Source organism: Nonomuraea sp. NPDC051941 (assembly GCF_044593615.1).
On sequence record NZ_JBIUCF010000065.1, the window covers coordinates 32,529 to 55,544 of the forward strand.

The following is a 23,016-nucleotide window of genomic DNA, read 5'->3' on the forward strand; positions in this document are numbered from 1 at the left end:
TCAGGCACCTTCCAGCTGACTGTGGCTCGCGTCCCGGCCGCCGAGGCGGCGCAGCAGCAGCGCCAGCGCCAGGCCCACCAGGACCAGGATGACGGCGATCGCGCTGGCCGGGCCCATCAGGTTGGCCTGGAAGCCCCTCTTGTACATCTCCAGGGCGAGCACCCGGGTGGCGTCCCCCGGGCCGCCGGCGGTGAGCACGAAGATGAGGTCGAAGAAGACCAGCGACCCCACGACCATCAGCGTCGAGGACGTGATGATCGTGTACTTGAGCTGGGGCAGGGTGATGCTGAAGAACATGCGGACCCGGCCGGCGCCGTCGATCTCGGCGGCCTCGTACATCGAGCGCGGGATCTGGCGCACGCCACCCTGGTAGATCAGCGAGTGGAACGGGATGAACTGCCACGACACCACGAAGATCACGACGCTGAAGGCGAGGACGGGCTCGCCCAGCCAGTCCTGCACGAGGATCGGGATCCCCAGCCCGGCGCCGAGCCCGAAGTTCGGGTCGAGCAGCGCCTTGTAGGTGATCGCGATGGCGGCCGAGCTGAGCAGCAGCGGGATGAAGTAGATCACCGAGAACACCGCGCGGTAGCGCTGGAAGCCGGCCAGGAACGTGCCGAGCAGGATGCTCGCCGGCGTCTGCACCACCCACGACATCGCGATGACCAGGAACGTCACCCACAGCGCGTGCGGCAGGCCGGGATCGGAGAGCACGGCGCGCCAGCTGTCGAAGCCCGCCGGACGGATCTCGCCGAGCCCGTCCCAGGCGGTGAAGCTGAGCACGAAGACCCCGATGAGCGGGATGACGCCGAAGCCGACGAAGAGCAGCAGGGCCGGTACGGCCAGCCAGGCCAGGCCGCGCCCCTGGCCGCCGGGCACGGCGGCCAGGGGCGCGTTTCCCCTGGCGGAGATCGGGGGGACCGTCACTTGCCTATGACCTCGTTGAGGTTCGTGGCGAACTGCTGCGGCGAGACCGACAGCTGGAACAGCTTGGCGATGTTGTCCAGCAGGACCTCGGCCGCGGTCGGGCTGAGCGCCTGGTCCCAGGACTGCTGGAAGGACTTGGCCTTGCTGGCGGTCTCGTAGACGAACCGCTGCCACGTCCCGTCGAGGTCGGTGCCGAACTGCGAGTCGGTGCCCTTGACGATCGGCACGAAGCCGTTGCTGGCCCAGTCCTTGTTCTGCGCGTCGGAGTTCATCTCGGTGGCGAGGAACTTCTTGACGATCTCCTTCTCCGCCTCCGACGCCTTGGAGGAGATCGACATGTACTGGGCCGGGTTGCCCACGGTGTCGCTGGGGTCGCCCTTGCCGCCGTCCACCGGCGGGAAGTTCATGTAGCCGAGGTTGCCGCCCTTGACGAAGTCGCCGCCGGTGTCGCGCATGTTGCCGTACGTCCAGCCGCCGTGCAGCATCATCGCGGCCTTGCCCGTGTACAGCAGCGCCTGGTCGGCGTTGGAGTCGGCGGTGATCGAGGAGAAGCCCTTGATGAAGCCGTTCGCCTTGATGAGGTCCTGCATCTTGGTCAGGGCGTCGATGGCGGCCGGGTTGCTCCAGGCGTCCTTCTCGCCGTCGAAGACGGCCTGGAAGACCTCGGGGCCGGCGATGCGGTCGAAGAGGAACTCCAGCCACATCATGTTCGTCCAGCGCGACTGGCCGCCGAGGGAGAACGGCGCGACGCCCGCGGCGTTGAACTTCTTGACCAGGTCCATGATGTCGCCCCAGCTCTGCGGGGGCTGCGCGCCGACCTTCTCGAAGACCTTCTTGTTGTAGAAGAGGACGATCGGCGTCACGGCCTCGACCGGCACCGCGTAGATCTTGCCGTCGACCGTGGCCGCGTTGAAGGAGGAGGGGAACAGCTTGTCCTTCAGGGCCGCGTTCTGGTCGAACCAGGAGGTGAGGTCGTCGACCTGGCCGGCCTGCACGTAGCTCTTCAGTCCGCCGCCGCCCCAGCCCCAGATGATGGTGGGGGCCTCGCCCGCGCCGATCGCCGTCTTGATCTTGGTCTTGAAGGCGTCGTTCTGGAACATCGTGGTCGCGAGCTGGCTGCTCGGGTTGGCCTTGTTGAAGCGCTCGACGGCGCGGGTGCGGATGCCTTCCTGTGGCTGTCCGGTGAGATACCAGTAGGTGGCCTTGCCGGCACCGCTGCCGCCACCTGTGGTGGTGGCACCCCCGCCACCGGCGCCGGCCTGGGTCGGGCCGGAGCCTCCGCAGGCGGTCAGGGCTGCTCCGAGGGGAAGGCCCATGGAGAGGCTGAGGAAGGTGCGGCGGGAAGTTGACCTGTTCTCCACGCTGATCTCCGTACTTGAACGCCGGGGGGTTGGCCGCGCGGCTCGTTGATCGTCGGATGGTGGTGGCGGGCGGCCGGGGACGCGGCGCCTGCCGATGCCGCTCGTCACGTCTCCTTTGAGTGAGCTCGTCGAAACATTTGCGACATACCGCGTGGTCCGTCAATTTAGGTTTCGACCATGGGCCTGTCAAGACCGGCGTATCCGGGAATCTGCCCTTTCGAGCAGCGCGTGTGTAAAGTACTCAGGCGCGGCGTTCATCTGGTCGTCTGTAAATCGGGGACGCTTGCTCGTAGGCCACTCGACGACATCGAAACATTTCGAAATACTCACGGCGGGAATCGGCTTTAAGGAGAGCAGATGACGGCTCTGGATCGGACCCCCGCGATGGACGGCGTGCTCCGCCCGTGGCAGGACCCGGCGCTTCCCGTGGCCGACCGAGTCGAGGCCCTCCTCGCGGAGCTGACCCTCGAGGAGAAGGTCGGCCAGCTCGGCAGCCGGTGGCTCGGCAACGACATGCAGCACGAGCCGGCGCAGGACGCCGAGACGCTGAACGTCGCCCCGATGCAGGACGTGTTCACGGCCTCCGGCACGGTCCCCCTCGACGAGGCCGTCAGGCACGGGCTCGGCCACCTGACCCGGGTGCACGGCAGCGCCCCCGTGACCGCGCGGGAGGGCGCCGCCGAGGTGGTCAGGCTGCAGCGGGCCGTCGTCGAGCGCTCCCGGCTCGGGATCCCGGCCATCGTCCACGAGGAGTGCCTGACCGGGTTCACCACGTACGGGGCGACGGTCTACCCGGCGGCCATCGCGTGGGGGGCGACGTTCGACCCTGAGCTGGTGGAGCGGATGGCGGTCGCGATCGGCCGGGACATGCGGGCCGTGGGCGTGCACCAGGGCCTGTCACCGGTGCTGGACGTGGTGCGCGACTACCGGTGGGGCCGGGTCGAGGAGACGATGGGCGAGGATCCGTACCTCGTCTCCATGCTCGGCGCCGCCTACGTGCGCGGGCTGGAGAACGCGGGCATCATCGCCACCCTCAAGCATTTCGCCGGATACTCCGCCTCCCGGGCGGCCCGCAACCACGGGCCCGTGCCGATGGGGCGGCGCGAGCTGATGGACATGATCCTTCCGACCTTCGAGACCGCCATCGCGCTGGGCGGCGCCCGGTCGGTGATGAACTCCTACTCCGACGTGGACGGCGTGCCCGCCGGAGCCGACCCCTGGCTGCTGACCGAGGTGCTGCGCGAGGAGTGGGGCTTCACCGGGACGGTCGTGTCGGACTACTGGGCGATCCCGTTCCTGGCGAGCATGCACCGCGTCGCCGCCGACACCGGCGAGGCGGGCGTCCAGGCCCTCACCGCGGGCATCGACGTCGAGCTGCCCGACACGCTCGGCTTCGGCCCGCACCTGGTCGAGCGGGTACGCGCCGGCGAGCTCCCCGAGTCGCTGATCGACCGGGCGGTGCGCCGGCTGCTCACCCAGAAGGTGCAGCTCGGGCTGCTCGACCCGGACTGGACGCCGGAGAAGTCCGTGTCCGGGGCGGATGACGTGGACCTCGACTCGCCGGGCAACCGGGCGCTGGCGCGCGAGCTGGCCGAGCGGTCGATCGTCCTGCTCGACGCCGGCGACGCGCTGCCGCTGCCTGCCGGGCCGCGCCGGATCGCGGTCGTCGGGCCGTGCGCCGACGATCCGCGGACGTTCATGGGCTGCTACGCCTTCCCCAACCACGTGCTGCCCCGCCACCCCGCGCTCGGGCTCGGCATCGAGGCGCCCAGCCTGCTCGACGGGCTGCGGGCCGAGCTGCCGGAGGCCGAGATCGTCCACGAGCGGGGCTGCGAGGTGCAGGGGGACGACCGCTCCGGGTTCGCCGCCGCGCTCGAAGCGGCGCGCGGGGCGGACCTGTGCGTGGTGGCCGTGGGCGACCTCGCCGGGCTGTTCGGCCTCGGGACCTCGGGTGAGGGCTGCGACGCCGACGACCTGCGCCTTCCTGGGTTGCAGGAGGACCTGGTGGCCGAGCTGGCCGCGACGGGCACGCCGGTCGTCGCCGTCGTCGTCTCCGGCCGTCCGTACGCGCTGGGCCGGGTGCGCGCGGGCGCGGCGGCGCTCGTCCAGGCGTTCATGCCCGGCGAGGAGGGCGGCGCGGCCGTCGCCGGCGTGCTGTCCGGCCGGGTCCAGCCGTCGGGCAGGCTGCCGGTGCAGATCCCGCGCGGGCACGGCGGGCAGCCGGGCACGTACCTGCAGCCGCCGCTGGGCGCCGACAGCCAGGGCATCAGCAACCTCGACCCGACCCCGCTCTTCCCGTTCGGGTACGGCGCCTCCTACACCAGCTTCGAGGTCGGCGGCCTGCGGATCAGCGACGCCGAGGTGCCCACGGACGGCGAGTTCGGCGTGGCGGTCAGCGTGCGCAACACCGGGGACCGGGCCGGCGAGGAGGTCGTCCAGCTCTACCTGCACGACGTCGTCGCGCAGGTCACCCGGCCGGTCCGGCAGCTGACCGGGTTCGCCCGGGTCCGGCTGGAGCCCGGGGCGAGCGCCCGCGTGACCTTCCGGGTGCACGCCGACCGGACGGCCTTCACCGGCCGCGATCTGAGGCGCATCGTGGAGCCCGGGGACCTCGAGGTGCTCGTCGGCACGTCGGCGGCCGACCTGCCGTGCCGGAGCACGGTACGGCTGGCCGGCCCGGCCCGGGTCGTCGGCCACGACCGGCGCCTGGACACCCCCGTGTCGGTCGAGCGTGAAAGGGGAGTCGATGCCGTCCAGTTCTAGACGCGCCACGCTGGCCACGGTCGCGGCCTCGGCGGGCGTGTCGGTGGCGACCGTGTCCAAGGTGCTCAACGGCCGCAGCGACGTGGCGCCGACCACCCGCTCCCTCGTGCAGTCGCTGCTGCGGGAGCACGACTACATCGCGCCGTCGCCACGCCGGACCCCGGGTACGGACGGGCCGGTCGCCACGGACACCGTCGAAGTGCAGTTCGACGACGACTTCAGCACCTACTCCACGGAGATCATCCAGGGTGTGGTGGCGGCCGGGGCGGAGCTCGGCGTCGGGATCGTCGTCAGTGTCAGGAAGAAGATCGACCACCCCGCCGCGTGGGCCGGCGACCTGGCCGCCGCCGGGCGCCGGGCGCTGATCTGCGTCACGTGCGACCAGCTGAGCACCCGGCAGCTGGCCGCGCTGTCCCGCGTCCGGCTGCCGCTGGTCGTGATCGACCCGCTCCACCTGCCGCACGCCGGCGTGACCAGCGTCGGCTCCACCAACTTCGCCGGCGGGCTGGCCGCCACCCAGCACCTGCTGTCCCTCGGCCACCGGCGCATCGCCTACCTCGGCGGCCCGGCCGCCGCCGCCTGCCACCAGGCCCGCCTGCATGGCTACCGTGCCGCCATGGAGGCCGAAGGGGTGCCGGTGCCGCCCGCGTACACGCGCTCCGGGCACTTCCGCTACGAGGACGGACTCGAGTACGGCGGGGCCGTGCTCGACCTGCCGGAGCCGCCGACGGCGATCTTCGCCGGCTGCGACGAGAGCGCGCTGGGCGTCATGGAGGCCGCCAGGGAGCGGGGCCTGCGCGTCCCGCAGGACCTGAGCATCGTGGGGTTCGACGACACCCAGATGGCCCGGATGGCCTCCCCGCCGCTGACCACCGTCCGCCAGCCGCTGCGCGAGATGGGCGGGGTGGCGGTGCGTACGGCGCTGCGGCTGGCGGCCGGCGAGAAGATCGACTCCCACCACGTCGAGCTGGCCACCGAGCTGGTCGTCCGTGCCTCCACGGCGAAGCGCGTCTGACGTGGATTTTGTCAGGCGCCTTGCACATATTCCGTAAGGCGCCTTACGATTCTTCGGGTGATCAACGACTCCGCCGCCCAGCCGCCCTCCTACGCCGAACTCCACGCCCGGTACGGCACCCCGCTCGGCGTCGAGGAGGCCCGCGCCCGCTGGGGGACCATCGTCAAGGCCGCCAGGAACGGTGAGACCATCCTGGTCACCCGCGAGCGCTGGGAGTGGGCCGCGCTCGTCCCGCTCTCCCAGGTGTCCGGGATCCTGAGCGGGCTCCCGCTCGTGCCGCTCTCGACGGCCCGGGCCAAGCTCGGCGATCTCGTCCGGCAGGTCACCCAGCCGTACGACGAGAGCCCTGTGCTGCTGGGCCGCCACCGCACCCCCGTGGCCGCCCTGATCTCGGCCCGCGACCTGATCAACCGGGCCGCGCCCCCGTCCAGGACGGACGCCGAGGCCATGCTGCTCGACGGGCACGCCGTCACCCTCACCTGCGACCCGGACACCCCGGCCGGCCCGGTCTTCTCCGCCGTGGCCGTCGACCGCGAGGGCGGGGTCGTCGCGGCGGGCTCCGGCGCCGACCTCCGCGAGGCCCTGCGCGCCCTCACCCCGACGCGCGACTGACCGGCCCCGCGCCGGCCGTTGTTACGATCCTTCTCATGCACAGCGCGGAAACCGCAGTCGACGGAGAGGACGTGCGCCGGGTCGTGGCTCTGGCCATCGACGCCCTGAGGGACGCGGATGCCGATGCGTGGGAGGCCAAGGCGGGGACGCTCGAGTGGACCTGCCGGGAGACGCTCGAGCATCTGGCCGACGACCTGTTCACCTACGCCGCGAGGTTCGGGCTCGCCGAGCCGCCGACGACCGCGCTGTTGCCGTTCCGGACGAGCAGCGACCGGAGCGGTGGCCCGGCGAACGTCATCTTCGCCGACCGGGCCGCGGGTGCCCAGGGCCTGCTGACCATTGTGGAGGCGTGCGGAGGCCTGATGGCCTCCGTCCTGCGCACCGCCCCCTCGGACACCGTCGCCTACCACGTTTTCGGGCCCTCCGACCCGGAGGGTTTCGCCGCCATGGCCGTCGTCGAGGTCCTCGTGCACACGCATGACATCGCTCAAGGGCTGAATCTGGAGTGGTCGCCGCCGGGGGAGTTGTGCTCCCGGGTCCTGAACAGGCTCTTTCCCCACCATGCCGCCGTTGACGGTGACGCCTGGGAGGTCCTGCTGTGGGCGACCGGGCGCACCGCTCTCCCCGATCGCCCACGGCTCACCGAGTGGCGCTGGTACGGCACGCGGGGCGCGAGTTGAGCGCGGGCGGGGCGGCTCCGTACCCGGTCGGTGCCACGGTCCTCGTGGTGCCCGTGCCCGAAGCCGAGCCGGTCGTCGGCGGCCAGCGCGCGTTGTTCGACCCGTCGGCCAGGTACGGCGTGACCGCGCACGTCACCGTGCTCTATCCGTTCCTGCCACGGCCGGAGATCGGGGACGGGACGCTGGCGGAGCTGGCGAGGCTGTTCGCCGCCCACCAGCCCTTCGAGGCGGCCTTCACCGGTTGCGGCCGCTTTCCCGGCCTGCTCTATCTGGGGCCTGAGCCCGCCGGGCCGTTCGCCGCTCTCACGCGGAGCGTGACCGGCAGGTGGCCGGCGCTGCGCCCGTACGGCGGCCGGTACGGCGAGGCCGTCCCCCACCTGTCCGTCGGCTACGGCGACGACGAGGTCCTGGACGGCGTCGAGTCCGCCGTCGCGCCCGGACTGCCGTTCACCACCCGCGTCACCGCCGTGGACCTGGCGAGCTTCGACGGTCTCCGCTGGACGCCTGTCACGCGCTTCCCGCTGCGCCAAAGCCGGATATTTCAGGAATGAGAACAGCCTCAGGGGTTGTGGAAGGCGACCTCCGGGTTCGCCGGTGACGGGCCGTTGAGCAGCGGCTGCCTGCGGCCCTTCAGGTGCTGGTCGAAGAAGGCGCCGACATAGGCGCGGGTGATCTCCAGCGAGCGTTGCGGTGAGAGCGAGTCGGGGCCCGACCGGCCGACCGCCTGCTGCAGGATGGACAGGTCGGTGAAGCTCGCGTGGTCGGTGGCGGCCACCGTGAGCCAGCGCTTCCAGCCGCTCATCTTCGTCCAGGCGTCATCCCACGTGTGGTCCTTGCCGGGCACGTGGTCGGACCGGCTGCCCATCAGCAGGAAGGGCCGGTCGAGCGGGACCGCGGGGTGGAAGGTGCCGTCCAGGTTCACCCCGGCCCGTACGCGCCTGTCCACGGCCATGGTGGCGGCACTGGCGTCGCCGCCGAGGGAGTGGCCCGCCATGCCGATCCGCTGGGGGGCGATCATGCGGGCGTTCTTCCAGGCGGGGTGCCGGCCGGTCAGCTCGTCGAGGACGAAGGCGATGTCCTTGGCGCGGTTCGCGGTGATGGCCGCCTGTCCGCCTTCCGGCGGTTTGGGCTGGTCGCAGAGCGGCGCGCAGGTGATGGTCCGGCCGTCGGGCAGGGTCGTGCCGGAGGACTCGTAGGCGTGGTCGACCAGCGCGACCACGTACGCGCGGCTGGCCAGGTCCTCGGCCAGGAAGGTGAGGCTGGCGCGCGGGAGCCCGAGGCCGGGGGAGAGCACCACCAGCGGGTAACGGCCCTGCTTGGGCGGCGCTCCTGCGCGGGCGTAGGTGCGGGTGCCGCTGATGACTTCGGCGGGGATCTTCGCGCCTGGGGCCTTGCGCTGGAGCAGGGACGCGGCCTCGGCGGTGGTCATGTACGGAGCGGGTCCGCCGGTGGCCGAGCGGGCGGGATAGTACATCGAGACCATGAGCCGGCGCGGGCCCGACTCGGGGACCCAGGGGTCCTTGCGGGCGCTGTCGACCAGGGGGAGGATGTCGCGGCCGACCGGGTTCGGGCCGGTCGGGCGGGGCAACTCCAACTGGATGGAGGCCGAGGCGGCGGCCGCTGTGCCGGGGACGGCGGTCAGGGCGAGGCAGGCCGTCAGCGCGACGGCGGGCAGGCGGAACTTCATCGGATTTCCTTTCGTACGGGTCATACGTCGCGGCGACGTACGACGATCAGGGTCAGGGCGGCGGCGACGAGCGGCCACAGCGCGAAGGCCGCCCACGAGCCGGCCACCGTGGGCAGGGCGGGGTCGTCGCGGAGCAGGGGCAGGCCCAGGCAGGTCCGCCAGACGTAGAAGGGGACCAGGGCGTACAGGTCGTTGAGCCACTGGTGGACGGTGGGCCGGAAGAAGGTGGGCACGACGACCAGCGCGGCGCAGACGGTGACGACGGCGGCGGCGGTGTGCCGGGCCAGCGCGCCGATGCCCATGCCGGTCAGCGCCGACACCGGGGCGAGCAGCGCGTTGGCGGCCAGGACGCGCAGCACGCCGGCGTCGCCGAGCGAGACGGCGATGCCGCGGCCGGACAGGATGGCCTGGCTGACGCCGAACGTTCCCCCGGAGATGAGCGCGCCGGTCGCGAGCGTCACGGCGGCGGTGACGGCGAGCTTGGCCGCCACGACGCGGTGGCGGGCCGGGACGGCCGTGAGCGTCGTGCGGATGAGCCCGGTGGCGTACTCGCCGACGATGGTCAGGGCGCCCAGGCTGCCGGCGCCGATCATGAGCATGGAGGCGGCCAGGCCGCTGAACGCCTCGCCCAGCGGGTCGAACCTGGCCCTCTCCATCGCGGTGAAGCCGGGCCAGCTCTGGTAGGCGTCGAGGCTGCTCTGGGCGGCCAGGGCGACGATGGCCAGCGTGCCCAGGCCGAGCAGCCACGAGGTCGAGCGCAGGGACCAGAGCTTGATCCACTCGGCGGCGAGCAGGTCGCGGAAGGTGCCGGAGCTCATCGTGGGATCACCGGCGGGTCTGGTGGTCATCATCGGAGGCCACCGGCCGGGTGATCGGCGGGTCTGGCGGCCATTGCGGGGTCACCGGTCCGATGTTCGGCGTGGCCGGCGGTCAGTTCCATGAACGCCTGCTCCAGCGAGGCGGTCCGCGGCGCGAGCTCGTACAGCATGATCCGGCGCCGATGGGCGAGCTCGCCGACGCGGGCGGCGCTCAGCCCGGTCACGGTCAGGGCGTCTCCACCCTCCGGCCGCACGTGCGCCCCCTCCAGGCTGAGGACGGCCGCCAGCTCGGCGGGGTCCGGGGTGCGTACGGCGACGGACGCGCCGGTGCCGCGGGCGGCGAACCCGGCCAGGCTCTCCTCGGCGATCAGCTCGCCGCGGCCGATGACGACGAGGCGGTCCGCGGTGTGCTCCATCTCGCTCATCAGGTGACTGGAGACCAGCACCGTGCGTCCTTCGGCGGCCAGCCGCCGGAACAGGCCGCGCACCCAGAGCACACCCTCCGGGTCCAGGCCGTTGATCGGCTCGTCGAACATCAGCACCGGCGGGTCGCCCAGCAGCGCGCCGGCGATGCCGAGTCGCTGGCGCATGCCGAGTGAGAACCCGCCGATCCGGCGGCGCGCCACCCCCGCCAGCCCCACCTCCTCCAGCACCTCGGCCACCCGGCGCCGGGGCAGGCCGTTGCCGCGGGCCAGCGCGCGCAGGTGGGCGCCCGCGGTGCGGCCGCCGTGCACATCGCCCGCGTCCAGCAGCGCGCCGACGTGGCGCAGGCCCGCCGGGCGGCGGCGGCCGTCGATGGTGGCGCTTCCGGACGTGGGACGGTTCAGGCCGAGGATCATGCGCAGCGTGGTGCTCTTGCCGGCGCCATTGGGGCCGAGGAACCCGGTGACGTGCCCCGGCCGCACGGTGAACGTCAGGCCGTTCACCGCCGTCACCGCGCCGTAGCGCTTGGTCAGTCCGTTGACTTCGATCACCTGACCAACGTTGTCGCAGGTCGAAGGCGTGCCGCATCTGGCCGCGGGCCTGTTTGCGGCGGGCGTGGGTGGCCCGCGGGCATAGGCCCGGCGGCCGATGCCCGGCCCCTGAGCGGGTGACTACGATCGACGGGTGCGCGACAGATGGCCGGAACGGCTGCCGGGCGGCGTGCGGACGCTGCTCACCTGGTGCGGCCTGGCGGGCCTGGTGCCGCTGCTGTACACCCTGACGCTGACCGACGGCGAGAACCTGCTCCCCGTGGGCGCCGAGCACGCGGCGTTCGCCGCCGCCATGGCCTTCCCCCTGGCCTGGGCGCGGCGGCGGCCCGGCACGGTGCTCGCGGTGCTGCTGGCCGGGGTGGTCACGGCGTCGGCGGCCGGGCTGCCGGCGGAGCGGTTCTGGCCGCTGCTCCTGGCGGGCGACGTCCTGGTCTGCCTGGTCGCCGCCACCCGGTCGCGCCGCGCCGGCCTGGCCGCGGCGGCCGTCACGCTCGTCGTCCAGGAGGCGGCCTTGCAGGCGGACCTGCTGCGGCACGGCCTGCGCGCTCTTGCGCCCGGGTTCCTGGCGCTGTCGGTCCTGCTCGGCCTGGGCGTCGTCGTCGGCTGGATGGGCGGGATGTTCATCCGGCAGCGGCGCGAGTACGAACGGGCGCTGCGTACGCACGCCGCGGCCCAGGCGGTCACGGACGAGCGGCTGCGCATCGCCCGCGAGCTGCACGACATGGTCGCGCACAGCATCGGCATCATCGCCATCCAGGCCGGCGCCGGCGCCCGCGTGATCGACAGCCGGCCGGAGCAGGCGCGCGAGGCGCTGGGCGCGATCGAGGCGACCAGCAGGCAGACGCTGAAGGGGCTGCGGCACCTGCTCGGCGCGCTGCGCGACAGCGACCGTGACCGTGAGTCCTCTGAACCCGCGCCCGCGGCGGGGCTGGCCGACGTCGACCGGCTGGCCGAGGCGACCGCGGCCGCCGGGGTACGCGTGGACGTGCGCAGGCACGGGCGGCCACGACCCCTGCCCGCCGCCGTCGACCGTTCCGCCTTCCGCATCGTGCAGGAGTCCGTGACCAACGTGCTGCGCCACGCGGGCACCGACCACTGCCAGGTCACGATCGACTACGAGGACGAGGAGCTGCGCATCGACATCTCCGACGCCGGACGCGGCGCCGGACGCGGCGCCGCCACGCCGAGCGCGGGGAGCGGGCACGGGATCGCCGGCATGCGCGAACGCGTCGCCCTGCTGAACGGCGACTTCAGCGCGGGCCCCCGGCCGGGCGGCGGCTTCCGCGTCACCGCCCGCCTGCCGCTCACGACCCCACTCGCCGGCCCGATCAAAGACCCGGCCGGACGTGCGAGCGCCGGGGTGGAGGTGTCGTGACGATCCGTGTCGTGCTCGCCGACGACCAGCCGCTGATCCGCGCCGGCCTGCGCATGGTCATCGACGGCACCCCCGGCGTCGAGGTCGCCGGAGAGGCCGGGACCGGGGCCCAGGCGATCCAGCTCGCCAGGCGGCTGTGTCCGGACGTGGTGGTGATGGACATCCGCATGCCCGGCATGGACGGCATCGAGGCCACCCAGACCATCGCCGCCGAGTCCCCGTCCACCCGGGTGATCATGCTGACGACGTTCGACGACGACGACAACGTCTACGCCTCCCTCCGGGCGGGGGCCAGCGGATTCCTGGTCAAGGACATGGCACTGGAGGACATCCTGTCCGCCGTGCACGTCGTCGCCGCCGGGGACGCCCTGATCGCGCCCGGCGTCACCCGCCGCCTCATCGAGGACTTCGCGCGCCGCCCCGCCCCGGCGCCCCGGCCGCGCGAGCTCGCGGGCGTCACCGGGCGGGAACGCGAGGTGCTGACCCTGGTCGGGCGCGGCCTGTCCAACGCCGAGATCGCGGCCGAGCTGCACATCAGCCCGGGCACGGCCAAGGCGCACGTGGCCAGCCTGCTCGCCAAGCTCGCCGCCCGCGACCGGATCCAGCTGGTCATCACGGCCTACGACGCGGGCCTGGTGTCACCGTCCCGCTGATCGGTACGGCCCGCCCGACAAGCGTGCATCGGTGCCGCCCGTGCCCCAGGGCTGGGGCACGGGCGGCACCGATGGGGGTCAGCCGCTGTACGGCGCCAGCGTGATCCTGTCGATCACGGGGGCGTACTGCGCGCGCAGGAGCACCCCGGGGAAGGTCTCCGACGCGTACGTGGTGCCGTCGAAGTTCGGCAGCTCCTCGGCCGAGAAGCGCACCGTGTTCGAGCCCTTCTTCAACCGCACCGGGACGGTGAGCTCCCAGAAGTTGTTCTCGTGGAAGGTGTGGGGGAACAGGACGCGCTGCGCGGCGGCGCCGTTCACCGAGATGTCGGCGTGCCTGGCCAGCGGGTCCGGGTTGTAGTGCGTGGCGGGCGACTGCTCCGGGTTGGAGTAGCGCACCCGCATGGCGTACGTGCCGTCGGCGGCGGCCCGCAGGTCGAAGGTGAGCGTGTTGGCGTTGCCGGGCGTGCCGCCGACCCCGGTGACCGCGCTCCCGCCGCCCGCCAGCGAGAGCGGCGACGCCTTCGCCGTCCCGGCGAGCCGGGCGGACTCCGCCTCGTACACGGTGGCCGGCAGCGCGCCGGCGGCGGGCCGCACCTCCAGCCGGTCGATGAGCGACGTGCCGGACCTGCCGGTGACCGTGACCTTGTTGACGCCGCCGGACAGCGACACCGCCGCGGTCGCGTCGCCGCGCCGGGCGCGGTCCAGCACCCGTACGCCGTTGACCGTCACCGCCGCCTGGCCGGAGCCGAGCAGCTTGAGGTCCAGCTCGGCCGGGGCGTCCTGGGCGGAGTACACCCAGAAGGTGGCCGACTCCTCGCGCCGGGCCGCGACGACCCCGGAGCCCGAGAGCGCGGCTCTGTACGCGGAGTAGGACGGGCGGGCGCCGCGCAGGTCGGCCAGCTCGGCCTCGTAGATCGAGGTCGCCGCCGCCGGGTTGGCCAGCGAGAGCCGGATCCGGTCGACGATCGCGTCGCCCTTCGTGGCCTTGGCGCCGTCGAGGCTGCGCGCGGCCAGGGAGAGCACATGCTTGCCCGCCGTGAGCTCCACGGTGGTGTCCGCGTGGTCCCACACCACCCACTTGTAGCCCAGCGGCAGGAACAGCTCCTGCTCCGCGCCCCCGTCCACGCGCACGAAGACGTTGGTCGGACCCTGCTCGCGCACCCGGTCGAAGGTGTTCAGCGAGTTGGCGAACACGCTGAGGTCGTAACGGCCGGCCCGCGGGACCTCGACGGTGAAATCGAGCACCCCGTCCGAGCCGGTACGCAGCCCGCCCACGTCGTAGCGGCCGGAGGTGTAGAACTTCGACACGTCCGACGGGGAGCCCTCCGGGCCGTTGCGGCTGTAGCCGCCGCCGGTGTACTTCGCGTCCTCGGCCTCGTACGACCCCTCCCACAGCTTGGGCGCGGGCGCCGTCGCGGTGCCCGAGCCGGCGGGGGTGAGGACGATCTCGTACGCCGACGACTCCTTGAGCCTCGGCAGGTCACCGGCCCCGAAGTCGAAGACCACGGTGCCGTCCTTGACGGCGACGTCGCGCTCGGCGACGATCTCCGGCTGCGCCGAGTCGCCGACCTGGCCGGTCCACGGGATCTCCCGCACCCACGCGTGCACGCGGCGGCCGAAGACCTTGTCGGGGACGTGCTCGAAGCGGATGTGCCCGGCGCTGTCGGCGCCGCCGAAGATCGCGCGGGCCTGCTTCTTGCCCGGATCGAGCGTGGCGACGCCCTGCAGGGTGTAGTTCTGCCCCGGGTACGGCGGCGTGACCCGCACGGTGTGGCCGCTCATGCTGCCGTAGGCGTTGAAGAGCCACCACTGGCCGTTGCCCCGGTTGGCCTGTACGGCGGAGTCGGACAGGTTGCCGTCGATGTTCCAGTACGCGATGTCGGCGTCGACCTTCGACTCCTCGATGGCCGACACCCACTGGATCATCTGGCCGGGCACCGAGGTGTGGTAGTTGAAGGCGTACTCGTTGACGTTGATGGGCAGCCGCTTCCCGGCGTACTTCGTGCCGGCGAAGACCTCGGCCTCCATCTCGCGGTAGCGCTTGACGCTGGCCCTGACCTGCTCGGGGTGGCTGAGCTCGTGCCAGGTCATCACGTCGGGCACGGTGCCGGCCTCGACGACGTGCTCCAGGTAGCCCTTGACCTGGGAGTACAGCACGCTGGTGTTGGGGCCGGCGATCCGGGCGGCCGGCATTCTGCCCTTGATGAGGGCGTAGACGTCGTCCCACGCCTTGAAGTAGTCGCGCGGGTCGCTGAGCCAGCTGACCCGGTTGTAGCTCCACTCACCCGTGCCGAACATGTTGCCCTCGGGCTCGTTGAACGGCACGAAGACAATGTTGTCCTGATATTTCGGGTCGAGCTGGAGGACCTGGTCCACCTGCTTGGCGATCTTCTGCCGATACAGGTCGAGCTTCTCCTGCGGCGTGCCGCCGGGCCACTGGTAGGGGAAGCCGCGGTGGATGTCGGTAATGTAGATGTACACGTCGCCGTCGGTGCTGTCGGCCAGCGGCTTGACGACCTCGAGCGCGTCGGCCCCGGGGTGCTGCGGGCCGTCCTGGGCCTTGGTCGAGACGGTGCGCAGGCGCATCCCCTCGATGAGGTTGTCGGTCGGCACCCCCGGCCCGTAAAGGCCGTAAAGGGTGCCGGACGCGCCGCCGTGGAAGGGGCCGGTGTCCTCGGCGAGGTCGATGACGAGCTGGCCCTCGCGGATCACGGTGACCTCGGCCGTGACGGGCCTGCCGCCGGCCGTGCCGGTCACGGTGAAGGTCCCGGCGGCGGCGTAGTCCGCGGGATCCACGGGCGACCAGGCGATGGGCAGCTCGCGGTCGTAGCCGTCGGTGAAGGTGGCGCGGACGGCGGCCGGCAGGGCCGGCGCGGTGCCGATGGTCGTCCGGACGGAGAACGCGCTCTGGGCGAGGCCTGTCGGGGTCGGTGTCTGGCCGCCGGCGACGGCCGCCACCTGCTCCGCCGACAGCGCGGCGGCGTAGACGCGGAAGTCGTCGATCGCGCCGTCGAAGAGCGGGTCCTGATAGAACGAGCGCCCGATGAACCCGGCCGAGGTCGTGGCGGCGTCGATCAGCTGCGCGGCGCTGATGGCGGTGGGGGCCGAGGCCACGGCGGCGCCGTCGAGGTAGGTGGTGACGCGCTTGGCGGCGGTGTCGAGCGTGACGGTCAGCGTCTTCCAGGCGCCGGCCGGCAGTGGGGCATAGCCCGTGACCTTGGCCTCGCCGCCGCCGCCCGAGGTGGTGACCGCCGTGCGCAGCACGCCGTCCCCGTTGTACGGCGTGCTGAACAGGTAGCGGTTGGTGTCCTTGCCGAGCGCGTAGATCCACTGCCAGGCGGCGGCGGTGCCGTCCCACTTGACCCGCGCCGACACCGTCAGGTCGGTCCTGCCCTTGATCGCGTCCAGCGGCAGCCGCACGTAGGCGCCGTCGGAGGAAGGCGCGCCGCCGGGCAGGCTCAGCGCGTGGCCACCGCCCGCGCCGTCGACCAGCGCGGCGGTGGAGCCGTTGACCAGCGTCCCGTTCAGGCCGTTGCCGGAGGAGTCGGTGATGGAGCCGGTGGCGAGGTCGTCGGAGTCGAACGTGTAGAGGAGCACGGGAGAGGGCGGATCCACGGTCCGCGCATCCGCGACGCCCGTGGTTAAGGCGGCGACGAGGGCGGCCGGGAGCAGCCCGGCCCACATGGCCTTGATGGTCATGACGAAGTCCCTGGAGGTGTGAGCGTTAACAAATCTCAGGGAGGGTGATCGAGGTACGCAACTGAGGGTTTCGCGTAGGTTACGTAGCCGCGCCCAGCGCGTCAATGGGCGTTTCCGGCATGTCACGATTCGATATCGCCGACCGTCCTCGCTCTTGACTCCCGCGCACCGGCGGCGCGACAGTCGGGGCACATCGTTGAACCGGTTCGCTGATTCCGGCGGCCCGCAGGTGGAGCCCGTTCCCGGCCGTGACCGGTGGCGGGCCGATCGATCCTGCAGATCCCCAGGAAAAGGCGTTGTCCGGTCGGCGATCCGAGGGTTTTCGCGACGCAACTGTCGAACCGGTTCAATGACGTACAGGAGGTGAGAGTGGCGACGATCGGAGACGTGGCCCGGGAGGCCGGGGTGAGCCGCAGCACCGCGTCCTACGCGCTGTCGGGCAAGCGGCCCATCTCGGAGGAGGTCCGCCGTCGCGTGCTGGCGGCCGCCGAGGCGCTCGACTACACGCCGAACGCGGGCGCCCGAGCGCTGGCCACATCCCAGACCAAGGTCCTCGGTCTGCTCGCCCAGTTCCACGAAGACGAGTTCGCGCCCGCGATGATGCAGTACATCGTGGGTGTCACGAACACCGCCCGCGACCTGGGTTACGACACGCTGCTGGTCACCGAGGCCGACGGCGTGCGGGCGCTGCGGCGCATCACCGACTCGCGCATGGTGGACGGCGTCGTCCTGATGAACATCGCGCAGTTCGACCCGAGGCTGCCCATCCTGCGGGCCGCGCCGCAGCCGGGCGCCCTGGTCGGCCTGCCGGGCGACTGCTCGGGGCTCGACGTGTTCGACCTCGACTTCGAGGAGGCCGGCCGGGCCATGGTGGAGCACCTCCACCGGCTCGGCCACCGCGAGCTCATCCTGATCTCGCAGCCCGAGCACGTCGTCGAGCGCGGCGGCGCGTACGTGTGGCGCCTGCGCGACGCCGCACTCGAACGGGCCCGCCAGCTCGGCGTCACCCTGCACGCCGTGTATGGCGAGTCCCGCCAGCCCGCGGTCGGATACCTGCTCAACGCCCTGCTCGACGCCTACCCGTCGGCGACCGGCCTGCTGCTCAACAACGAGGCCGCCACCGCGGCCCTGCCCTCCGTCGCCCACCAGCGAGGCCTGCGGGTGCCCGAGGACCTCTCGGTCATCGGGCGCTACTCCGCCGAGTTCGCCGCGACCTTCTCCCTGCCCTATTCGTTCATCGAGAGCGCGCCCGACCGGCTCGGCGCCATGGCCGTACGCCAGCTCGTGCGCCGCGTCGAATCGCCGGCGGCCCGCGACGAGCCGTTCGTCGTGCGCTTCATCTCTCCCGAACTGGTCTCGCGCGGAAGCACCGCGCCCCCCGCAGCGCCCCCCACCGTGCCCCCGACCGCCCGCTAGTTCGCGGGCCCCGACCCCCCACACCTTCCGGCCGCGCTCGAGTGTGAGCGCTAACATTGGAGGCATCGATGAACCGCACGTCGGTTTCCGCGAAGGCGGCGGTCCTCGGAACCGCCGTTCTGGCCCTGTCAGTCAGCGCGTCCGCCTGCGCGTCCGCCCCGCAGACCGGTGGCACCACCACCACCAGCGCCGCCGCGGGCGGCGCCGGCGCGTACACCTGGTGGGACCCGTACCCGCAGCACGACCCGGCCTCGGCCTGGGCGAAGCGGGTGGACTCCTGCGGCAAGCAGGCGGGCGTCACCATCCAGCGCACCGCCTACGACACCACCGCGCTGACCAACCAGGCGCTGCTCGCCGGCCAGGAGGGCAACGCGCCGGACGTCATCCTCCTCGACAACCCCGCCGTCTCGACGCTCGCGGACGCCGGGATGCTCACCACGATGTCCGACTTCGGCCTGGATACAGCCCGGTTCGACAAGAACCTCATCGCCGCCGGCGAGCTGGACGGCAAGACGTACGGCATCCCCATCGGCGCGAACACCCTCGCCCTCTACTACAACAAGAAGATCCTCGACGCGGCCGGCGTCGACCCCGGCTCGATCAAGGACTGGGCCACGCTCAACGCGGCGCTGAAGAAGGTCAAGGCCGCGGGCAAGAAGCCGATCACGTTCGCGGCCATCGGCACGGAGGAGGGCTCGTTCCAGTTCCTGCCGTGGTTCTGGGGCTCCGGCGCGCAGCTGACCCAGCTCGACTCGCCCCAGGCCGTCGCGGCGCTCGACCTGTGGACCACGTGGGTCAAGGACGGCACCGCCCCCAACTCCGTCATCAGCAACTCCCAGAACACCACCTGGGAGCAGTTCCTGACCGGGGAGTTCGCGTTCGCCGAGAACGGCACCTGGCAGATCGACAGCGCCAAGAAGGCGGGCTTCCCCACCGGCATCGTGCAGATCCCCGGCAAGGACGGGGGCACCGCGCCCACGCCCACGGGCGGTGAGTTCATCACGGTCCCGGTGCAGAAGGACACCAAGCGCTACGCCGTCACGAAGAAGATCCTCGAATGCATGACGACGCCCGAGGGCCTGGTGGAGACCGGTACGACGTTCGCGTACTACATCCCCTCCACCGCCGAGGGCCAGCAGGCCATCCTCGCCAAGGAGCCGGGCCTCAAGCCGTGGGTCGACGCCGTGAAGTCGGCCAAGGGCCGCACCAGCGACAACCTCGGCACCAAGTACCCGAAGATCTCCGAGGCGCTGTGGACCGGGGTGCAGAAGGCGCTGAGCGGCTCGGCCACCCCCGCCGACGCGCTCAAGCAGGCGCAGGCCCAGGCGAAGCAGGCCACCGGCGGCTGATCCGATGACCTCTCTCAGCAGCGAGGCCGGCGAGGCGGTGACGGTGGGCAGGGCGGCGCACGCGGCTCCCCGGCGGGGGCGCTCGCGGCAGTGGACGGCCTACGCCTTCCTCGCGCCGCTCGTGATCTACCTGCTCACCTTCTACGCCTATCCGCTCTACCGCAACATCGACCTCAGCGTGCACGACTACACGCCCCGGGCGTTCGTGCGGGGCGACCCGGAGTTCACCGGGCTGGACAACTACCGCGACATCCTGTCCGACGACACCTTCCTGCGGGCGCTGCGCAACACGGCCCTGTTCACGCTGGTGTCCATCGCGGCGCAGTACGCCCTCGGCCTGGCCCTCGCGGTCTTCTTCCACCGCAACTTCCGCCTGTCGGCGGTGCTGCGCGCGATGTTCCTGGTGCCGTGGCTGCTGCCGCTGATCGTCTCGGCCTCGACCTGGTCGTGGATGCTCAACAGCGACAACGGCATCGTGAACGCGGCGCTGGAGGCGTTCGGGATCGGCCAGATCAACTGGCTCACCTCTCCCGACACCTCGCTGCTGGCCGTCACGATCGCCAACATCTGGCTCGGCGTCCCGTTCAACCTGGTGATCCTGTACGCCGGGCTGCAGAACATCTCCGCCGACCTGTACGAGGCCGCCGGCCTGGACGGGGCCAACGGGTGGCAGCGCTTCTGGCGCATCACCTTCCCGCTGCTGCGCCCGGTGTCGGCGATCACGCTGCTGCTCGGCCTGATCTACACGCTCAAGGTCGTCGACATCATCTGGATCATGACGAAGGGCGGCCCGGCGGACGCCTCGACGACGCTGGCCACCTGGTCGTACCGGGAGGCGTTCGGCACCGGCCAGCCCGACTTCTCGCCGGCGGCGGCCGTCGGCAACCTGCTGATCCTCATCGCCTTCGCCGCCGGGCTCCTGCACGTGCACCTGCAGCGCAAGGAGGAGCGCGCATGAAGAGCTGGAAGACCGCGGCAGGCGTCGTCCTCGTCGGGGTGATGCTGTTCCCGGTCTACTGGATGTTCAACGTCTCGCTGACCAAGACGGGCGACATGCGGGCCGACCCGCCCCACTGGTTCCCCTGGAACCCCACGTTCGAGGGGTACGCGGCGGCGTTCGCCCAGCAGCTGCCGGCCCTGGCCACGAGCCTGTTCATCGGCCTCGGCACCGTCGCGCTCACGTTGCTCGTCGCCCTGCCCGCGGGCTACTCGCTGGCCAAGCTGCGCCCGCGCGGCGCGCGCGGGATCGACTTCCTGCTCCTCGTCGCGCAGATGATCCCCGCGGTCGTCATGGCCATGGGCTTCTACGCCATCTACATCAGGCTCGGGATGCTCAACACCGTCCCCGGCCTGATCGTCGCCGACTCGACGCTGGCCGTGCCGTTCGGGGTGCTGCTCTTCCGGGCGTTCATGGCGAGCATCCCCGGCGAGCTCATGGCCGCCGCGCAGATCGACGGGGCGAGCACCTGGCGGACGTTCCGGTCGATCATCCTGCCGCTGAGCCGCAACTCGGTGATCACGGTCTCGCTCTTCGCGTTCCTGTGGGCGTGGTCGGACTTCATCTTCGCCTCGACCCTCAACCGCAACAGCGACGTGATCCCGATCACGCTCGGCATCTTCCGCTACATCGGCAATAACACCACGCAGTGGAACTCGATCATGGCGACCGCCGTGATCGCATCCGTCCCCGCGGCCTTCCTGCTGGTCCTCGCGCAGCGCTACATCGCCGCCGGGGTCACCGCGGGCGCCGTGAAGGACTGAACAGCAATCCGTCGAAAGGTTCACCACATGACCAGCCCCGTGCTGCCGTCCCAGGGCCGGGTACGCCCCCTCGGGCTCGCGCAGGTCTCCATCACCGGAGGGTTCTGGGGGAGCCGGCAGGCCGTGAACGCCGCGGCGACGCTCGCCCACTGCGAGTCGTGGATGGAGCGCCTCGGCTGGCTCGCCAACTTCGACCGGGTCGCCGACGGGACGACCGCGCCCGACCGCCCCGGCTGGTCGTTCTCCGACTCGGAGGTCTACAAGCTCCTGGAGGCCCTGTCCTGGGAGCGCGGCCGTACCGGCGACCCGGGGGCGGAGGCGGCGATCAAGCGGCTCACCGGGCGGATCGCCCGCGCCCAGGACCCGGACGGCTACCTCAACACCTGCTTCGGGCACGGCACGCAGCCGCCGCGCTACAGCGACCTGGAGATGGGCCACGAGCTCTACAACACCGGCCACCTCCTGCAGGCCGCGGTGGCCCGGCTGCGCACGCACGGCGAGGACGACCTCGTACGGGTCGCGCGCCGCGCCGCCGACCACGTGTGCCGCACGTTCGGCGCGGACGGCCGGCCCGGGATCTGCGGGCACCCGGAGATCGAGGTCGGCCTGGCCGAGCTCGGCCGGGCGCTGGGGGAGGAGCGCTACGTCGAGCAGGCGCGGATCTTCCTCGACCGCCGCGGGCACGGCACGCTCAGGGACATCCCCCTGGGCCGCGCCTACTTCCAGGACGACATCCCGATCCGGGAGGCCGACGTGTGGCGCGGCCACGCGGTCCGCGCGCTCTACCTCACCGCCGCCGCCGTGGACGTCGCCGTCGAACGCGGTGACGACGAGCTGCTGCGGGCCGTGGAGCGGCAGTGGGAGCGCTCGGTCGCGCGCCGCACGTACATCACGGGCGGGATGGGCTCACGCCACCAGGACGAGGGCTTCGGCGAGGACTGGGAGCTGCCGCCGGACCGGGCGTACTGCGAGACGTGCGCCGGCGTCGCCTCGATCATGGTCTCCTGGCGCCTCCACCTCGCCACCGGCGACGTCCGCTACACCGACCTGATCGAGCGCACGCTCTACAACGTCATTGCCACCTCCCCGAGCCCCGACGGCACGGCGTTCTTCTACGCCAACCCCCTCCACCAGCGGGCACCGGGCCGGGAGGCGGACCCGGACGAGGTGAGCCCGCGCGCCGAGGCCGGCGTCAGGGCCGCCTGGTTCGACGTGTCCTGCTGCCCCACCAACGTCGCCCGCACCCTGGCCGGCCTCCAGGGCTACCTCGCCACCACCGACGACGACGGCCTGCAGCTCCACCAGTACGCCCCCTCGACCGTCCGCGCCGAGCTGCCGGACGGGCGGGAGGTCGCGGTGGAGGTCGAGACGGCCTACCCCGACAGCGGAACCGTCCGCGTCCGGATCCTCGCCGACGGGCTCTGGACGCTGGCGCTGCGGGTCCCCGCCTGGGCCGACGGGGCCACGCTCGCCGAGGACGGGCGGGCGCGGCCGGTCGAGCCCGGCATGGCCACGGTGCGGCGGGCGTTCCGGGCGGGCGAGGTGATCACGCTCGAACTGCCGATGGAGCCCCGCTTCACCTGGCCGGACCCCCGCATCGACGCCGTACGCGGCTGCGTCGCCGTCGAGCGCGGCCCCGAGGTCCTGTGCGCCGAGTCCCACGACCTCCCGCACCCCGGCGGGCTCGACGCCCTGGCGATCGATCCCCGACGCGACCCCCGATCCGGCCCCCGGGCCGAGCCCGGCGAAGTGCTGGTCCGCGGCCGCCTGGCCGCACCCCCCGACCGGTCGTGGGCCTATTCCGGCGCCGCGGCTGCCTCCGCGGCGGACGTCGAGTGGTTCGACGTGCCGCTGCGGCCGTACCACTCGTGGGCCCGTCGCGGCCCGTCGAGCATGCGTGTCTGGTTGCCCATCGAAGGAGAGTGA

18 protein-coding genes are annotated in these 23,016 nt (G+C 72.1%); 12 read left to right on the forward strand and 6 right to left on the reverse strand.

The window, feature by feature from the left end; translation table 11 throughout:
* Positions 1-927 carry a carbohydrate ABC transporter permease gene (locus ACIHFD_RS59685; RefSeq protein ID WP_397374530.1) on the reverse strand — a complete coding sequence of 309 codons (927 nt, stop codon included), beginning with the start codon at positions 925-927 and terminating at the stop codon, positions 1-3.
* Positions 924-2,288, reverse strand: a complete 1,365-nt coding sequence (locus ACIHFD_RS59690) for an extracellular solute-binding protein (protein WP_397374531.1) — start codon at positions 2,286-2,288, stop codon at positions 924-926. Before ACIHFD_RS59690 ends, ACIHFD_RS59685 begins: the two co-directional genes overlap by 4 nt.
* A gap of 357 nt (positions 2,289-2,645) precedes the next feature.
* On the opposite strand from ACIHFD_RS59690, the gene ACIHFD_RS59695 reads away from it, so the two are divergent.
* The 5 genes from ACIHFD_RS59695 to ACIHFD_RS59715 are packed head-to-tail and all read left to right on the forward strand — an operon-like array spanning position 2,646 to position 7,909.
* Positions 2,646-5,051, forward strand: coding sequence for a glycoside hydrolase family 3 N-terminal domain-containing protein (locus tag ACIHFD_RS59695; protein WP_397374532.1), 2,406 nt, complete (start codon positions 2,646-2,648; stop codon positions 5,049-5,051).
* A complete protein-coding gene (locus tag ACIHFD_RS59700; RefSeq protein ID WP_397374533.1) occupies positions 5,035-6,066 on the forward strand; it encodes a LacI family DNA-binding transcriptional regulator in 1,032 nt (343 codons plus the stop codon). The genes ACIHFD_RS59695 and ACIHFD_RS59700 overlap by 17 nt, the downstream gene beginning before the upstream one ends.
* 57 nt (positions 6,067-6,123) lie before the next feature.
* Positions 6,124-6,678: a type II toxin-antitoxin system prevent-host-death family antitoxin gene (locus ACIHFD_RS59705; protein WP_397374534.1), complete on the forward strand. Its 555-nt coding sequence runs from the start codon at positions 6,124-6,126 to the stop codon at positions 6,676-6,678.
* A 35-nt stretch (positions 6,679-6,713) separates the two neighbouring features.
* Entirely contained in the window at positions 6,714-7,358 is a 645-nt protein-coding gene (locus ACIHFD_RS59710; protein ID WP_397374535.1) for a maleylpyruvate isomerase N-terminal domain-containing protein, read from the forward strand.
* A gap of 47 nt (positions 7,359-7,405) precedes the next feature.
* Positions 7,406-7,909, forward strand: a complete 504-nt coding sequence (locus ACIHFD_RS59715) for a 2'-5' RNA ligase family protein (RefSeq protein WP_397374536.1) — start codon at positions 7,406-7,408, stop codon at positions 7,907-7,909.
* A gap of 8 nt (positions 7,910-7,917) precedes the next feature.
* Here the strand turns inward: ACIHFD_RS59715 and ACIHFD_RS59720 are convergent, their stop codons facing one another.
* Genes ACIHFD_RS59720 through ACIHFD_RS59730 form a run of 3 tightly spaced genes read right to left on the reverse strand, consistent with a single transcriptional unit; the run spans position 7,918 to position 10,837 of the window.
* A complete protein-coding gene (locus ACIHFD_RS59720; RefSeq protein ID WP_397374537.1) occupies positions 7,918-9,045 on the reverse strand; it encodes an alpha/beta hydrolase family protein in 1,128 nt (375 codons plus the stop codon).
* Between the two features lie 20 nt (positions 9,046-9,065).
* Positions 9,066-9,896, reverse strand: a complete 831-nt coding sequence (locus ACIHFD_RS59725; protein WP_397374538.1) for a hypothetical protein — start codon at positions 9,894-9,896, stop codon at positions 9,066-9,068.
* Positions 9,893-10,837, reverse strand: coding sequence for an ABC transporter ATP-binding protein (locus ACIHFD_RS59730; RefSeq protein WP_397374539.1), 945 nt, complete (start codon positions 10,835-10,837; stop codon positions 9,893-9,895). Before ACIHFD_RS59730 ends, ACIHFD_RS59725 begins: the two co-directional genes overlap by 4 nt.
* Positions 10,838-10,970: 133 nt before the next feature.
* Between ACIHFD_RS59730 and ACIHFD_RS59735 the strand changes: the two genes are divergently transcribed.
* Entirely contained in the window at positions 10,971-12,212 is a 1,242-nt protein-coding gene (locus ACIHFD_RS59735) for a sensor histidine kinase (protein WP_397374540.1), read from the forward strand.
* Entirely contained in the window at positions 12,209-12,865 is a 657-nt protein-coding gene (locus ACIHFD_RS59740; RefSeq protein WP_397374541.1) for a response regulator, read from the forward strand. Before ACIHFD_RS59735 ends, ACIHFD_RS59740 begins: the two co-directional genes overlap by 4 nt.
* A 78-nt stretch (positions 12,866-12,943) precedes the next feature.
* Here the strand turns inward: ACIHFD_RS59740 and ACIHFD_RS59745 are convergent, their stop codons facing one another.
* Positions 12,944-16,564: a LamG-like jellyroll fold domain-containing protein gene (locus ACIHFD_RS59745; RefSeq protein ID WP_397374542.1), complete on the reverse strand. Its 3,621-nt coding sequence runs from the start codon at positions 16,562-16,564 to the stop codon at positions 12,944-12,946.
* A 369-nt stretch (positions 16,565-16,933) separates the two neighbouring features.
* On the opposite strand from ACIHFD_RS59745, the gene ACIHFD_RS59750 reads away from it, so the two are divergent.
* From ACIHFD_RS59750 to ACIHFD_RS59770, 5 genes are all read left to right on the forward strand, one after another.
* Entirely contained in the window at positions 16,934-17,980 is a 1,047-nt protein-coding gene (locus ACIHFD_RS59750) for a LacI family DNA-binding transcriptional regulator (protein ID WP_397374543.1), read from the forward strand.
* Between the two features lie 68 nt (positions 17,981-18,048).
* Entirely contained in the window at positions 18,049-19,329 is a 1,281-nt protein-coding gene (locus tag ACIHFD_RS59755; protein ID WP_397374544.1) for an extracellular solute-binding protein, read from the forward strand.
* A gap of 4 nt (positions 19,330-19,333) precedes the next feature.
* Positions 19,334-20,287 carry a carbohydrate ABC transporter permease gene (locus ACIHFD_RS59760; protein WP_397374545.1) on the forward strand — a complete coding sequence of 318 codons (954 nt, stop codon included), beginning with the start codon at positions 19,334-19,336 and terminating at the stop codon, positions 20,285-20,287.
* Complete coding sequence (locus tag ACIHFD_RS59765; protein ID WP_350741042.1) at positions 20,284-21,090, forward strand: carbohydrate ABC transporter permease; 807 nt, start codon at positions 20,284-20,286, stop codon at positions 21,088-21,090. Before ACIHFD_RS59760 ends, ACIHFD_RS59765 begins: the two co-directional genes overlap by 4 nt.
* Before the next feature lie 27 nt (positions 21,091-21,117).
* The gene (locus ACIHFD_RS59770; RefSeq protein ID WP_397374546.1) at positions 21,118-23,016 is read left to right on the forward strand and encodes a glycoside hydrolase family 127 protein; all 1,899 of its coding nucleotides are present in this window, start codon (positions 21,118-21,120) and stop codon (positions 23,014-23,016) included.